A 14,998-nucleotide genomic window follows, 5' to 3' on the forward strand; every position below is an offset into this window, starting at 1 on the left:
CGTCGGCGCCCCGACCGGAACCGCCCGATCCATTCCGAATCGGGCATAAGAAACCAATCCCCGCAAACCCCTTGACGTGACACAGGTCACCTGGGCACGATGAGGCCCTGGCACACCCCGCACCCCGGTGCGGGAGGCACATTGGCCAGTTCGACAGACCGGGCGCTCCGGCGCCCGAGCGAGAGCGGGCGGCGCGCACCCCATTCGGCCGCAAGAGTCGCTCTCCAGCTTTTCGGCAGTCCCCCCGGGGACTTCCCTCCGGGGCCCCGCCCGCCCCGCGCATCCGTCGTGCGTCCGGGCCCGCCCCGTTCCGCAGGGGCCGCGCCGTGCCCGGCGCCGCCCGCCGCCTCCCCCCGAGAGGCCGTCCTCGATGAGTACCACCGTGCCCAACCACGTCGTTCCGCACCCGGAGCAGGACGGCCGGCCCAACCGCCGCGCCGAGGACCGGGCCGTCGCCCGGCGGCCGATGCGCCGGGCCGGGGACGGCGTCCCCAGCAAGCACAGCGTGACGCTGGTCGTCCCCGCGCAGAACGAGGCCCGGAACATCCCCTGGGTGTTCGAGCAGATCCCGCGCTGCGTCGACGAGGTCATCCTGGTCGACGGCTCGTCCAGCGACGCCACCATCCCGATGGCCCGGCACTGCCTGCCGACCGTCCGCAGCGTCGCCCAGAGCGGCCCCGGCAAGGGCAACGCCCTGCGCACCGGCTTCGCCGCCGCCTCCGGCGAGTACATCGTCATGCTGGACGCCGACGGCTCCATGTGGCCGGGCGAGATCCCGCACTTCCTCCACTTCCTCGACCACGGCTACGACTTCGTCAAGGGCTCCCGGTGCATCGCGGGCGGCGGCTCGCTGGACTTCACCCGGATCCGCTCGCTCGGCAACCGCGTCCTGCTCGCCGTGGTCAACCGCCTGTACGACGCACACCTCACCGACCTGTGCTACGGCTACTGCGCCTTCCGCCGCTCCTTCCTGGACGCGCTCGACCTGCGGTCGACCGGCTTCGAGATCGAGGCCGAGATGATCGCGCACGCGCTGCGCTCCGGACTGCGGATCGCCGAGGTGCCGAGCCTGGAACTCCCCCGCCGCAGCGGCCGCTCCCACCTCCACGCCGTCTCCGACGGCCGCCGGGTGCTGAGGACCCTGATCTCCGAGCGTCCCGGCGCCCGGGCCTCGGCGGCCCCTTCCGCGGAGGAGCGATGATGAATGGCTCCGACCGGCGCACCGCAGCTGCCTGCCCGCGCCCTGCCGCCCGTGACTCGCTCTACACCCCCGTCCGCGTCGTCGACCTGGACCTGGACGAGCCGAGCGGGCTGCGCTCGCCCGGCGGTCTCGGTGCCGACGACCCGGCCGGCCGCGTGTTGGCGTTGGTGCGGCTGCACGGACACCCGCTCGGGTTGGTCACGGCCACCGGTACAGCAGGCGACTCCGCCACGCTGCGCCGGGCGCTGGTCGACGCCGCTCACCGGGAACTCCCCGTTCCCGCCCTGTCCACCGCGACACCCGCGGCGCGTCCTCGTCGGGTCGGACGCGCCCGGGTGCCTGCGGGCCCGCTGACCGTCAGCGTGATCGTCTGCACCCGGGACCGGGCCGAGATGCTGCCCCGTTGCCTGGACTCGCTGGTGGGCATCGGATCGCCCGCCATCGAGGTGATCCTGGTGGACAACGCCCCCCGGACCGACGCCACCGAACGGCTGGTCCGCTCGCGCTACGGCGACCGGGTCCGGTACGTCCGGGAGCCCCTGCCGGGCCTGTCCCGGGCCCGCAACCGGGGCCTCGCGGCCGCCCGCGGGGACGTCTGCGCCTTCACGGACGACGACGCCATCGCCGACTCCCGCTGGGTGGCGGCCCTGGCGGAGGCGTTCCGGTCGGACGACCGGATCGGCTGCGTGACCGGACTGGTGCTGCCGGCCGAGCTCGACACCGAGGCGCAGTTCGTCGTGGAGGAGTACTGCGGTCCCGGCCGGGGCTTCGCCGCCCGGAGCTGGTCGCTGCGCGAACCGCTGGCCGACCCGCTGGTCCAGTTCTCCACCGGCCGCTTCGGGATGGGCGCCAACATGGCCTTCCGGACCGACGTGATCCGCTCCCTCGGCGGCTTCGACCCGGCGACCGGCACCGGTACCCCCTCGCGCGGCGGGGAGGACCTGCTCTCCTTCCAGCAGGTGCTGACCGCCGGGCACACCGTCGCCTACCAGCCCGACGCGATCATCTGGCACCGGCACCGGCGGACCATGGAGGCGCTCGCCACCCAGATCAACGGCTTCGGGGTCGGGTTCGGCGCCTACCTGGCGGCGGCGATCGCGCACCGGCCGAGCCTGCTCGCCGAGCTGGTCCGCCGGCTGCCCTACGGGGTGTGGCGCTGGCACGTCAGCCACCGGGTGACCCCGCACGTCGGGCGGGTCGACACCGACACCCTGCGCAGCCTCCGCAGGCTGGAGCGCCGGGGGCTGCTGTACGGCCCGTTCTGCTACCTGTTCACCGTCTGGCAACAGCGCCGCCCCGGGGCGGCGGGCCGCGCGGGAGGTCAGTCGTCATGAATGCCCCGATCGCCCTGCCGCCCGCGCCCGTCGCGGTCGCCGAGCTGGACCTCGAACGCCCGCACGAGCTGCACCGCCCCGGACGGGGCGAGGTGTTCTGCCCGAACGGCCGCGTCCTGGCGCTGATCCGCCGGCAGGGGCACCCGCTCGGCCTGGTGACCGCCGAGGCCGCGCCCGGCGACCCGGACGGACTGCTCCGGGCCCTGACCGCGGCGGCCCGCGAGCTGGACCCGCCCGCGGGGCCCGGGGTCCCGCCGGCCCCGCGGACCGGCACCCCGCTGGTGAGCGTCGTCGTCTGCACGCACGACCGCGCCGACCTGCTGCCGCGCTCCCTGGACGCCCTCCTGGCCGGCTCCTACCGGCACACCGAGGTGATCGTCGTCGACAACGCCCCCTCGGACCGGGCCACCGAACTGCTCGTCCGGCTCCGCTACCCGGGCCGCGTCCGCTACGTGCACGAGCCGGTGCCCGGCCTGGCCCGGGCCCGCAACCGCGGCCTCGCCGTGGCCCGCGGCGAGATCTGCGCCTTCGCCGACGACGACCTCCTGATCGACGCCGGGTGGGTGGCCGCCCTGGTCGACGGCTTCCGCTCGGACCCGCGGGTGGGCTGCGTCACCGGCCTGGTGCTGCCCGCCGAGCTGGACACCCGGGCGCAGATCGCGCTGGAGCGCTACTGCGGCTACGCCAAGGGCTTCACCGTGCGCAGCTGGTCGCTGCGCGAACCGTCCGACGACCCGCTCTTCCCGTTCGCCACCGGGCGGCTCGGCACCGGGGCCAACATGGCCTTCCGGACCGGCCTGCTCCGCTCCCTCGGCGGCTTCGACCCCGCCACCAGTACCGGAACCCCGGCCCGCGGCGGGGAGGACCTGCTCTCCTTCCTCCAGGTGCTGACCTCCGGCCACACCGTCGTGTACCGGCCGGACGCCCTGGTCTGGCACCCCCACCGCCGCTCCATGGAGTCGCTGACCACCCAGGTCTTCGGCTTCGGCGTCGGCTTCGGCGCCTACCTCGCCGCCGCCACCCGCCGGCAGCCGCTCCTGCTGGCCGCCCTGCTCGCCCGGGTGCCGCGCGGAGTCCGGCAGACCCTGCGCCGGGGCAGCCCGGCCGGGGGGCGCCGCGACCCGCTGATGGCCCACCTCGGGCGGCTGGAGCTCCTCGGGCTGGCCTACGGGCCGGTCTGCTACCTGCGCAGCGTCCGGATACAACGCCGGGCCGACAACTCGGCGAGGCCGTGATGTCCATCCTCGACCACGCCCGCTCCCGGCGGAGGACCGCGTCCGCCCGGCCCTGCTCGTGCCCGGTGGAGCTCCCCTGCGAGTGCTCCTACCCGGTGCTGCTGCGGGCCCGGCTCAGGGCGGCGACCGAGCGCCTGCGCGCGGACGCCCTGATGCACAACGGCCACGTGCTGGCCGCGAGTTCGATCGTCGCGGCCGGGCTCGGCGCGTTCTTCTGGATCCTGGCCACCCGCTACTACTCCGTCGAGTCGGTCGGGCGCAGCTACGCGGCGCTGTCGGCCGCGATGTTCCTGGCCACGCTCGGCAGCCTCAACCTGGGGGACGCCCTGGTGCGGTTCGTCCCCGCCGCCGGCCGGCACACCAGGCGCCTGGTGCTGTGGTGCTACGCGGTCAGCGCCGGCTGCAGCGCCCTGGTCGCGATCGGCTTCCTGCTGCTGCTCCCGGTGGTCGCACCCAACCTGCGCTACCTGCACTCACCGGTGCTCGCGGTCTCGTTCGTCGCGGCCACCGCCGGCTACGCGATCTTCGTACTCCAGGACGGCGCGCTCACCGGCACCCGCCGCACGGGCTGGGTGCTGGGCGAGAACGCCGTCTTCGCGGTCGCCAAGTCGCTGCTCCTCGCGGGCTGTGCGGCCCTGGCCGTCGGCACCGGCATCCTGGTCGCCTGGGCGGTCGCCATGGTCGTCTCGATCGCGCTGGCCAACGTGGTGCTGTTCCGCCGGGCCGTGCCGGTCCACGAGGCGGCCGACGACGGCAGCGCCGAGCCGCCCCAGCGGGTCCTGCGCTGGGCCGGCGCCGACTACCTGGGAAACCTCTTCAGCTTCGCGAGCTACAGCGCCGTCCCCCTGATCGTGCTGGCCCAGCTCGGCCCGGAGGGCAGCGCCTACTACTCGCTGGCCTTCGTCATCGCCTCGACCCTCTTCGTCGCGACGTTCAGCATGGGCCACTCACTGGTCGTCGAGGGTGCCCGCGACCCGCGCCGGCTCGCCGAGTACGCCCGGCGCATGCTGCGCCACACCGGACTGCTGCTGTCGGGCGCCGTGCTCGTCATCGTGGCCGGCGCGCCCTGGATCCTCAGCGTGTTCGGCCCCGCGTACGCCGAGAACGGCACCACGGTGCTGCGGCTGCTCGCCCTGTGCGCGCTGCCGATCGCGGTGACCAACGTGGTCATCCAGGTGTCCCGGGTCCGTCGCGCGCTGGCCTGGATGGTCGGGGTGCGGATGGCCTCCGCCGTCATGATCATCACCCTGGTGGCCCTGCTGCTGCCGCGGTACGGACTGGTCGGCGTGGGCCTCGCCTGGGTGATCTCCGAGTACACGCTGGCGGCGTTCCTGCTCGTCGTCCTGCGGCGCTGGCTGCGGGGCATGGAGCCGCCGGCCGCCGAGCCGCGGGCCGCGGAGCCGGTGGCCACCGAAGGAGGCGAGGGCGATGACCACTGACCGCTCCGCCGAGCCGGTCGGCCGGTCGTCCGACCGGGGCGGCGACCGGACCCACCGGCCCGCCGACGGCCACGAGCCGAGTCTGACCGTGGTGATCTGCGCCTACACCGTCGAGCGCTGGGACGACCTGTGCGCCGCCGTCGCCTCGGTCCACGCCCAACACCGTCCCCCCGACGAGGTGTTGCTGGTCGTCGACCACTGCCCCGAACTCCTCCGCCTCGCCCGGGAACACCTGTCCACCGGCCTGCGGATCCTCGCCAACGCGCAGCGGCGCGGCCTCTCCGGCGCCCGCAACACCGCCCTGGAGGCGGCCCGCGGCGAGCTGATCGCCTTCCTCGACGACGACGCCGCCGCCGACCCCGACTGGACCGGGCACCTGCTGGCCGGCTACCGGGCGGCACCGGAGGTGCTCGGCGTCGGCGGCCTGGTCCGGCCGTGGTGGCAGAGCGCCCGCCCCGTATGGTTCCCGCCCGAATTCGACTGGGTGGTCGGCTGCTCCTACCGCGGGCTGCCGCGCCGGGCCGCGGCGGTGCGCAACTTCATCGGCGCCAACATGTCCTTCCGCCGCGCCGAGGCCCTGGCCGCCGGCGGCTTCCGGACCGACCTCGGCCGGGTCGGGCGGCGCCCGCTCGGCTGCGAGGAGACCGAACTCTGCATCCGGCTGGCCGCCCGGCACCCCGGCGCCGTGCTCCGCTACGAGCCGGCCGCCGCCGTCCGCCACCGGGTCCCGCCGGCCCGCACCACCTTCTCCTACTTCGCCGCGCGCTGCTTCGCCGAAGGCCGTTCCAAGGCCGCGGTGGTGCGGTACGACGGCGCCGCCGCCGGCCTCGCGAGCGAGCGCGCCTACCTGCGGCACACCGTGCCCGCCGCCGTGCTGCGCAGCCTGCGCCGGTGGCGCCCCGCCACGGCGGCGGCGCTCTGCGCCGGCGTCGCCCTGACCGCCGCCGGCTACCTCACCGGTTCCGCCGGCGGCCGCACCGGACGGACCGCGACCCGCCGGACCGGCGCGGTCCGTCCGGCCACCGGGGGCGGGACCGCCGACGGCGAGCCCACCCGCGGCGAGTCGACCACGGTCCGCCCCACCGCCGCCGGCCGGCCGGCCGCGGGCGCACCCACCTGGGGCGCGCCATGACCGAGATACCCGTTTTCCTCTACCACTCGGTCTCGGACGACCCGCCGTCCTGGCTCGCGCCGTACACCGTCACGCCCGCCGTCTTCCGCGAGCAGCTGGCCCGCATCGCGGACAACGGCCTGCAACTCGTGCCGCTGCGCCGGCTGGTCGCCGCCCTGCGCGGCGGACCGCAGCTGCCGCCCGGCTCCGCCGTCCTGACCTTCGACGACGGCTACGCCGACTTCTACTGGACGGTCGCCCCGGTCCTCTCCGACGAGGGGCTGCCCGCCACCCTGTACGTCACCACCGGGGCCCTGCACCCGCCCGGCGGACGCGGCACCGGCAGCCTGCTGCCGCCGGCGCCGATGCTGAACTGGCGCCAGCTCGGCACGCTGGACGCCCTGGGCGTCGAGATCGGCGCCCACTCCCGGACCCACGTCCCGATGGACACCGTCTACGGCAAGCGGCTGACCGACGAGATCGCCGGCTGCAAGACGGTCCTGGAGGACGTCCTCGGCCACGAGGTCGTCTCCTTCGCCTACCCGCACGGGTACTCGGGCGCCGAGGTCCGCCGCAAGGTCGCCCAGGCCGGGTACACCTCGGCCTCCGCCGTCCGGAACGCCTTCAGCTCCCCGGCCGACGACCCGCTGCGGATCGCGCGCCTGATGGTCCGCGCCGACACACCGCCGCAGGTGTTCGACGACTGGACGAAGCGGCGGGGCGCCCCGACCGCGCCCTTCCACGAGAGTGCCGCCACCCGGGCGTGGCGGACGTACCGCCGCCTGCGCGCGGCCCTCGGCCGCCCGGTGGGCGGACCCCCGAGGGGCCGCGGTCAGGAGTGATCACAGTGACCGACTCCCTGGAACGTGAAGACGTCCGACCCGACCCGCGGACACCGGCTCACCGCCCACTCGCCCAGCGCACCTCCGCCCACCGGAGCGGCGGTCTGCGCACGGCCCTCGCCGCCCCCGGCCTCTCCGGCTGGGTGGTCCGGGGCGCCCTGCCGGCCGCGCTGGCGCTCTGGCTGCTGGCCCTCTCCCGGACGCAGCTCTCCCGGATGGGCGACCTCGGCCTGCTCCAGGCGCTCCCACCGGCCTACTTCGCCGCCCTGGTGCTGCTCACCCTCGGGTTCGTCACCGCGCTGCGCGCCCCGCGGATCCGCCACCGGTGGCCCGCCGCCTACGTCCTCGCCCTGATCCTGGTGGTCCACGCGACGCCCAGCCTGCTCTACCCGACCCTGCGGTACGCCTGGGCCTGGAAGCACGTCGCGATCGTCGACGCCATGCTGCGCCACGGAGGGACGGTGCCGGGCGCCGGCAAGCTCGACGTCTACAACCAGTGGCCCGGCTTCTTCGAGCTGCACGCACTGGTCCTGCGCGTCACCGGCCTGGACTCCGTCCTGGGCTACGCCTCGTGGTACCCGCTGATCACCAACCTGCTGCTGCTCGGCCCGCTGCTGATGCTCTACCGGAGCATCACCAGGGACCGCCGGCTGGTCTGGGGCGGGGTCTGGCTCTACTACTCGACCGCCTGGGTCGGCCAGGACTACTTCTCCCCGCAGGCCTTCGCCTACCTGGTGTCGCTCACCGTGGTCGCGCTGATCATGCGTCAGCTGGCGGTGGCGCGCACGCTCGCGGCGCCCGGGCGCGGGCCCGCCGGGCGGCGGGCGGGGCCGCCCGGCGCCCGGGCCCTGTCGACGGCCGACGAGGTGCCGCCGCGCGGCGGCTGGCGGGTGGCGCCGTTCGTGCTGATCCTGGTGCTGCTCGCGGCGATCGTCTCGTCGCACCAGCTGACCCCGATCATGCTGGCGGTGAGCCTGGCCCTGCTGGCCCTGGGCCGCCGCAACCGCCGCACCGTGCTGCCGGTGCTGGCCGCGCTGGTCGGCCTGACCGTGCTCTGGGACGCCACCGTGGCCCGGCCGTTCGTGTCGCAGAACCTGGCCGGCCTGGTCTCCGCCCTGGGCTCGCCCGACCACAACGCGGCGTCCGGCCTCGCCCAGCTGGGCCAGGCCGCCCCCGGCCAGATCATGACCTCCTGGGCCGACCGGTGCCTGACCGCCGTCGTCGTCCTGCTCGCCCTGGCCGCGCTGGTCCGCCGCCGCTGGGTGCGCCGGGTCGGCCTGGTGCCGCTGCTGACGGCGCCGCTCCTGGTGCTGCTCGCCAACGCCTACGACGGGGAGATGCTCTTCCGGGCCTACCTGTTCGCCCTCCCGGCCGCCGCCTTCCTCGCCGCGACCCTGCTCTGGGGGACGCGGGACGCCAAGCCCGCCGACCCCCGGCCCGCCGACCCGCCGTCCGGCTCCGCGTCCGGTGCCGACTCCGGCTCACCGTCCGGCGCCGACTCCGGCGCCGACTCCGGGGCCGCGTCCGGCCGCCCGTCCGCTCCGCCGCCCGGCCCGCCCGGCGGCCCGCTGCGGACCGGCCTCACCGCCGTCGTCCTGCTCGGCCTGCTCGGCGGCCTGCTCTTCGGCTACTTCGGCAAGGAGAGCATGAACTACTTCACCCCGCAGGAGGCCGCCGCACTCCGCTACGTCGCCGCCACCCCGGCCGGCTCGCGGATCGTCTCGCTGACCTCCAACGAGCCCGGCGGCGAGCTGCACTACGACGACCACGACCGGCTGGTGCTCAGCGACGCCTCCCACGACGACCTGAAGCGCCTGGTGGCCAACCCCGGCGACGTCCTGCGGACGATGCTGGAGCGCCCGAACGTCGCCGGCGGCCCGACCTACCTGATCCTGACCCGGGCCCAGATCGCCGAGTGCGAGCTCACCGGGCTGCTGCCGGTCACCACCACCGAGGGCTTCGCGGCCGCCGCGGCGACCGCCCCCGACCTCCGGCTGGTGTTCTCCAACGACGACGCCGTCGTCTACCAGTACGTCCCGTCCGGCGGCGGGAGCACCGGCTCCGCCCCGACCGGAGGGAGGACGCCGTGACCGTCCGGCCCTGGACCCTGCCCCGCGCGCTGCCCGCGCTCTGCGGCTGGATCGCCCTCGCCGCCCAACTGCTCCCGGCCGGGAACCCGCTGCGGGCCGTCGCCGCCGGCATCTTCCTGCTCGCCGGTCCGGGCGCGGCGGCCGTGGCCTGGGCCCGGCCGGGCCCGTCCTGGCGCGACCGGGGGCCCGGCCGGGTGAGCGCCGCCGCGCTGACCGTGACGGTGAGCCTGGCGCTCACGATGCTGACCGCGGAGGCGCTGTTCTTCACCCACAACTTCACGGTCGGCCGGGCCGTGCTGGCGCTCGCCGTGCTCACCACCCTGCTGACGGTGCTCCCGCGGCGGTTCCCCGCCGCGCCCGCACCCGCGCCTGCGCCCGTGTCCTCACCCGACCCCGCGTCCGGTGAGCCCGCCCGCCGGCCCCGCCGTGCCCGCCGCGTCCGCCGGGCGTCCGTGCGGCCGTCCGTGCGGCCCAAGGTCCGGTGGCGGCTGGTGTCGGTGGTCGGCGTGCTGCTCCTGGCCGCGGCCTGCGGCACGGTGAACGGCGCCGGCGTCGGCGCGGCGGCGCTCCACCCACCGACCACCACGGCGGCCGCGGGCGACGCGGATGTGCCCCCGCCGGTCGGGGCGGACCAGCCGCCCGGGGTGGGCCCGTGGCACGAGGCCTTCCGGGACGACTTCAACGGCACCGGCCTCGACGGCTCCAAGTGGACCACCTGCTACGACTGGAACGTCCGCGGCTGCACCAACGCCGGCAACCACGAGGACCAGTGGTACCTCCCCGGCCAGGTCTCGGTGGGGGACGGCACGCTCACCCTCACCGCCCAACGCCAGGCCACGACCGGCAGCGACGGGAAGACCTACCCCTGGACGTCCGGCATGGTCTCCACCGGCCGCGACACCTGGGACGGCACCCCGCGGCACACCTTCACCTACGGGTACTTCGCCGCCGCGATCCGCACCACCGACCAACCGCTCGGCATGTTCCCGGCGTTCTGGCTGCTCTCCGCCAACACCAGGGGCGGGCTGCCGGAGCTGGACATCGCCGAGTTTATCAACAGCAACCAGTACGTCGACCTCAACCTGCACGCCGAGGCCCCCGACGGCACCGACATCGACGCCCACTACGCCCACGGCCCGGCGGACTTCGCCGTCGGCTACCACGTCCTCGGACTCGACTGGGAGCCGGACGCCGTCACCTGGTACGTCGACGGCGTGCAGGTCTTCCAGGTCACCGACCCGACCTCGATCCCGACCACCCCGATGGAACTGATTCTCAACCTCGCCGTGGGCTACCAGCAGTCGCCCCCGCCCGGCGTCGACAAGACGCAGGTGAAGGTCGACTGGGTCGCCGTGTGGCAGCACTGACCGCAATCGGCGGCACCGAGGCGCACGACAAGAGGAGGCACGACATGAACCGGACCGACCACACCGATCCGGCCGGGCTGAACCTGGACCGGGAGACCGCGGTCCTGCTCGTCAAGGTGGGGAAGTACCCGCTGGCGCACGGCCCCGTCGGCGCCGTCCGCTCGCTGGGCCGTGCCGGGGTACCGGTGTACGCGATGGTCGAGGACCGGCTCACACCGACGGCGCTCTCCCGCTACCTGACGCGCGCCTTCGTCCGGCCCACCACCGGGCGCGAGCGCACCGACCGGCTGCTCGCCGTCGTCCAGGAGGTCGGCCGGACGATCGGCCGCCGCTGCATCGCCCTGCCCACCGACGACGAGGCCGCCGTCCTGCTCGCCGAGCACGCCGAGGAGCTGTCCCCGTCCTTCGTGCTGCCGCCGGTGCCCGCCGGCCTGCCCCGGCGACTGGCCAACAAGGGCGCCATGCACGCGATCTGCGAGGAACACGGTGTCCCGGCGCCCGTCACCCTCGCCCCGGGCGACCACGACGAGCTGCTGGCGGCCGCCCGGACCTGCGGCTACCCGATGGTCCTGAAGAACCTGGAGCCGTTCACCCGGCTCAGCCGCCCGGCGGTCTCGCACTCCACGATCGTGCGCGACGAGCGGGAACTGCTGGCCGCCTGCCCGCCGAACGGCCGGCTCTCGGTGCTGGCCCAGGAGTACCTGGCCCCGGAACGCTCCGAGGACTGGATCACCCACCTGTGCTGCGGCCCCGGCGGCGAGCCGCTCGCCGTCTTCACCGGGCAGAAGCTGCGCTCCTACCCGCCCTCGGGCGGATTCACCACCCGAGCGGTGTCGGTACCCAACCCCGAGCTGGCCGAACTCGCCGTCCGGCTCTGCCGGGCACTGGGGTACAGCGGCATCGCCGACCTCGACTGGCGGCTGGACCTGCGTGACGGCAGGTACAAGCTGCTCGACTTCAATCCCCGTACCGGTGCCCAGTTCCGGCTGTTCGAGACGGCGGACGGCGTGGACGTGGTCCGCGCCCTGCATCTGTCCCTCACCGGACGCCCGGTACCGCGTGGTCCGCAGCTTCACCGCTTCTTCGGGGTGGGACAGCTGGACGTGCTCTCCGCCGCCGTCACGTACTGGCAGGACCGGCGTCCGCTGCCGGACCTGAAGCCGCGGCGGTCCACGGAGCGTGCCTGGCTGTGCCGTGACGATCCGGCACCGGCCGCCGTCATGGCACTCCGCTTCGGCGGTCAGGGGACACGCCGCGTGGCCGGCTACGCCGGACAGCGGATGGCCAAGGGCCTTGCCCTGGGAGGTTCGAAATGAGCTCGATCACCGAAGTGCCCGTCGCGGTCGTCGGCGCCGGACCGTACGGACTGTCCGTCGCGGCCCACCTGAAGGGCCGGGGCGTGCCACTGCGCGTCCTCGGTGTGCCGATGGAGAGTTGGCGGGCGCGGATGCCCGCCGGGATGTTCCTGAAGTCCACGCCACGGGCCTCGTCGATCTCGGACCCGGCCGACCGGTACGGGCTGCACGACTTCCGGGCCGCGACGGGTCTGCCGTGGGCGGGCGACCGCTACGTGGTGCCCCTCGACGAGTTCGTCCGCTACGGCGAGTGGTTCCAGCGGGCCTGCGTGCCCGAGGTGGAGCGCGCCGCCGTGCTCCGGATCGAGCGCGTACCGGGCGGCGGCTACCGGCTGGCGCTGGACACCGGCGAGGCGTTCGCCGCCCGGGTCGTGGTGCTGGCCAGCGGGTTCCCCCCGTACGCGCGGATGCCGGCCCGGCTGCAGCCGCTGGTCGAGGCGGGGCTGGCGTCGCACACCTCGGACCACGCGGACCTGGCGAAGTTCGCGGGGCGGCGGGTGGCGGTGATCGGCGCCGGGCAGTCCGCGCTGGAGAGCGCCACCCTGCTGTACGAGGCGGGCGCGGATCCCGTCCTGGTGGCACGGACCGACCGCCTCCTCTTCGGCGACCCGCCGGACTCGGAACGCCCCGGTGACCGCCCCTGGCCGGTGCGGCTGGCGAAGCCGGCCTCGCCGCTGGGCCCCGGCTGGTCGTTCGCGGCGTTCGCCCGGGCCCCCGGAGCCTTCCGCCACCTGCCGGACGAGACCCGGGCCCGGCTGGTCCGGACGATCCTCGGGCCGTCCGGCGGCTGGTGGCTGCGCCGGCGGCTGGAGGGCCGCTTCCCGGTGCTGACCGGGCACGAGGTGGCCTCGACGGCGCAGGCCGACGGCGGGGCCCGGCTGACGCTGCGGGCGGCCGCCCCGCCCGGGGACACCACGGTGGTGGAGGCGGACCACGTGCTGGCGGCCACCGGCTACCACGTCGACGTCGGCCGGCTCGGCTTCCTGGCGCCCGACCTGCGCGGGGCGGTGGCCAAGCGGAACGGCGGCGCGCCGCGGCTCTCGGCCGGCTTCGAGTCCTCCCTCCCCGGGATCTACTTCACCGGGCTGTCCGCCGCCGACACCTTCGGGCCGCTGATGCGCTTCGTCTGCGGCACCGGCTTCGCGGCCCGGCGGATCGGCCGGTCGATCGCGGCGTCCTGAGCGGACCGGCCGCCACGACGCACAAGGCGGAGCGACACGGCGAGCGAGTCGATGAGGAGGTGTATGTCCTGATTTGACCCCCAGGGAGAGGTGAGGTCGACCGGCCCGGTCCTGCCCGGCGTGCCCGGGGTGCGGAGGCGCCTGTGCCCCATTTCACAGCCGGTCCGCCCCGGCGTCCCGAAGGCCCGCCCCACCTGGTGTTTTGAACCCGTACACGATCGATGCCGCGGTTCCGGCCGCGGCATCGGGCTTGCGTGGGGACCGTTCCCTCGTTCAGGCTGCTGGCTCCACAGCCGGGGGGGAACGAAAGGTTCTCCCCCTCATGCCCAAGCACTCGAAGCACCGTGCCCGCAGCTCGTTCAGCGGTCGTCGACGGCTCGCCGTCCTCGCCCTCGCGGTCGCCGCCACCGGAACCGGGGCGGCCGCCGCCTGGGCCCTGCCGACCGCGCCGGCCGACCCGGTGGTGGTCGACTCGCTGTCGGTCACGCCGTCGGCTCCCGGCGGCGGCGCGACGGTCACCGCCACCGCCAAGCTGCACGCCACCAAGCGGACCGCGGTACAGGCCCTGACCATCGCGGTCCGTGCGGCCGACGGCACGCACTACGACTTCCGCGGCGCCGTCCCGACGACCCTGTCCTCGACGCAGCGGACGTTCACGCCGGAGAGCCGGACCTTCCCGGCCGGCAAGTACACGTACTTCGTGGCGTACGAGATCAACAACACCTGGCACAACCTGGCGCCGATCGGCACCTTCACCGCCGGCGCGACGACCCCGACCCCGACGCCGAGCCCCACCGCGACGCCGTCGGCCACCGCCTCGCCCTCGGCCACCGCCTCGCCGTCGGCCACGGCCAAGCCGACTCCCAGCACGTCGCCCACGGCGACCGCCTCGCCGTCGGCCACCTCGTCGCCGACCCCGAGCACCTCGCCGTCGGCCACCGCCTCGCCGACCCCGAGCACCTCGCCGTCGGCCACCGCCTCGCCGACCCCGAGCACCTCGCCGTCGGCCACCTCGTCGCCGACCGCCACCGCCACGCCCACCCAGCCGTCCGGATCCGGTGCCGCCCCGCTCGGCATCCCCGGCACCTGGCGGTCGGTCTTCGCCGACGAGTTCAACGGCTCCTCGCTCGACAGCTCGAAGTGGAACCCCAACTGGTTCGGCTGCGCCACCTGCACGACGCCTCCGGTGAACGGCGCCGAGTCCGCCGCCTACGCCCCGTCCCAGATCAGCGAGAGCGGCGGCAGCCTGCACCTCAAGGCCGAGCAGAAGCCGGCCACGGTGAACGGCAAGAACTACGCGTACACCTCGGGCCTGGTCAACACCAACGGCAAGGCCCAGTTCACCTACGGCGCCTTCGAGGCCCGGATCTACCTGCCGGCGTCCGGTTCGCAGGTCGCCAACTGGCCGGCCTTCTGGGCCGACGGCCAGAGCTGGCCGGCCGACGGCGAGCTGGACGTGATGGAGGGGCTGAGCGGTGACGCCTGCTACCACTTCCACTCGCCGTCCGGCGGCCCCGGCGGCTGCGCCCCGGGCAACTACAGCGGCTGGCACACCTTCGGTGCGGACTGGCAGCCGGGCTCGGTGACCTACTACTACGACGGTGTGAAGGTCGGCCAGATCACCAGCGGCATCACCTCGTCGCCGATGTACCTGATCCTCAACAACGCGGTCTACGCCTCGGGCCCGACCGCGACCCCGGCGGACATGCAGGTCGACTACGTGCGCGCCTGGCAGCACTGACGGTCCTGACCGGTCCCGACCGGTCCCAACGGCGGTCCGGCGCCGCGGAGTCCCTCCGCGGCGCCGGACCGCCGTCGTGCTTCCCGGCCGACGGGCCCACGG

11 protein-coding genes are annotated in these 14,998 nt (G+C 74.9%); all 11 read left to right on the plus strand.

The genetic code is table 11. The features are described 5' to 3' along the window. Positions 1-370: 370 nt before the first annotated feature. Positions 371-1,201, plus strand: a complete 831-nt coding sequence (locus RMN57_RS30485) for a glycosyltransferase family 2 protein (protein WP_313766508.1) — start codon at positions 371-373, stop codon at positions 1,199-1,201. Then, positions 1,201-2,535: a glycosyltransferase family 2 protein gene (locus tag RMN57_RS30490; RefSeq protein WP_313766509.1), complete on the plus strand. Its 1,335-nt coding sequence runs from the start codon at positions 1,201-1,203 to the stop codon at positions 2,533-2,535. The genes RMN57_RS30485 and RMN57_RS30490 overlap by 1 nt, the downstream gene beginning before the upstream one ends. Then, positions 2,532-3,770, plus strand: a complete 1,239-nt coding sequence (locus RMN57_RS30495; protein ID WP_313766510.1) for a glycosyltransferase — start codon at positions 2,532-2,534, stop codon at positions 3,768-3,770. The genes RMN57_RS30490 and RMN57_RS30495 overlap by 4 nt, the downstream gene beginning before the upstream one ends. After that, positions 3,770-5,209: a lipopolysaccharide biosynthesis protein gene (locus RMN57_RS30500; RefSeq protein WP_313766511.1), complete on the plus strand. Its 1,440-nt coding sequence runs from the start codon at positions 3,770-3,772 to the stop codon at positions 5,207-5,209. Before RMN57_RS30495 ends, RMN57_RS30500 begins: the two co-directional genes overlap by 1 nt. Then, positions 5,199-6,341 (plus strand): glycosyltransferase, encoded by a 1,143-nt coding sequence (locus RMN57_RS30505; RefSeq protein WP_313766512.1) that lies wholly within the window; start codon positions 5,199-5,201, stop codon positions 6,339-6,341. The genes RMN57_RS30500 and RMN57_RS30505 overlap by 11 nt, the downstream gene beginning before the upstream one ends. Beyond that, positions 6,338-7,162, plus strand: coding sequence for a polysaccharide deacetylase family protein (locus RMN57_RS30510; protein ID WP_313766513.1), 825 nt, complete (start codon positions 6,338-6,340; stop codon positions 7,160-7,162). The genes RMN57_RS30505 and RMN57_RS30510 overlap by 4 nt, the downstream gene beginning before the upstream one ends. 5 nt (positions 7,163-7,167) lie before the next feature. Beyond that, complete coding sequence (locus RMN57_RS30515) at positions 7,168-9,252, plus strand: glycosyltransferase (RefSeq protein ID WP_313766514.1); 2,085 nt, start codon at positions 7,168-7,170, stop codon at positions 9,250-9,252. Then, positions 9,249-10,619, plus strand: coding sequence for a glycoside hydrolase family 16 protein (locus RMN57_RS30520; protein ID WP_313766515.1), 1,371 nt, complete (start codon positions 9,249-9,251; stop codon positions 10,617-10,619). Before RMN57_RS30515 ends, RMN57_RS30520 begins: the two co-directional genes overlap by 4 nt. Before the next feature lie 44 nt (positions 10,620-10,663). Next, positions 10,664-11,935: an ATP-grasp domain-containing protein gene (locus tag RMN57_RS30525; RefSeq protein WP_313766516.1), complete on the plus strand. Its 1,272-nt coding sequence runs from the start codon at positions 10,664-10,666 to the stop codon at positions 11,933-11,935. After that, positions 11,932-13,155, plus strand: coding sequence for an NAD(P)-binding domain-containing protein (locus tag RMN57_RS30530; protein WP_313766517.1), 1,224 nt, complete (start codon positions 11,932-11,934; stop codon positions 13,153-13,155). The genes RMN57_RS30525 and RMN57_RS30530 overlap by 4 nt, the downstream gene beginning before the upstream one ends. Positions 13,156-13,477: 322 nt before the next feature. Further along, positions 13,478-14,896, plus strand: a complete 1,419-nt coding sequence (locus tag RMN57_RS30535; protein ID WP_313766518.1) for a glycoside hydrolase family 16 protein — start codon at positions 13,478-13,480, stop codon at positions 14,894-14,896. Positions 14,897-14,998 lie beyond the last annotated feature (102 nt).

Source organism: Kitasatospora sp. CM 4170 (assembly GCF_032110285.1).
Taxonomy (GTDB): Bacteria; Actinomycetota; Actinomycetes; order Streptomycetales; family Streptomycetaceae; genus Kitasatospora; species Kitasatospora aburaviensis.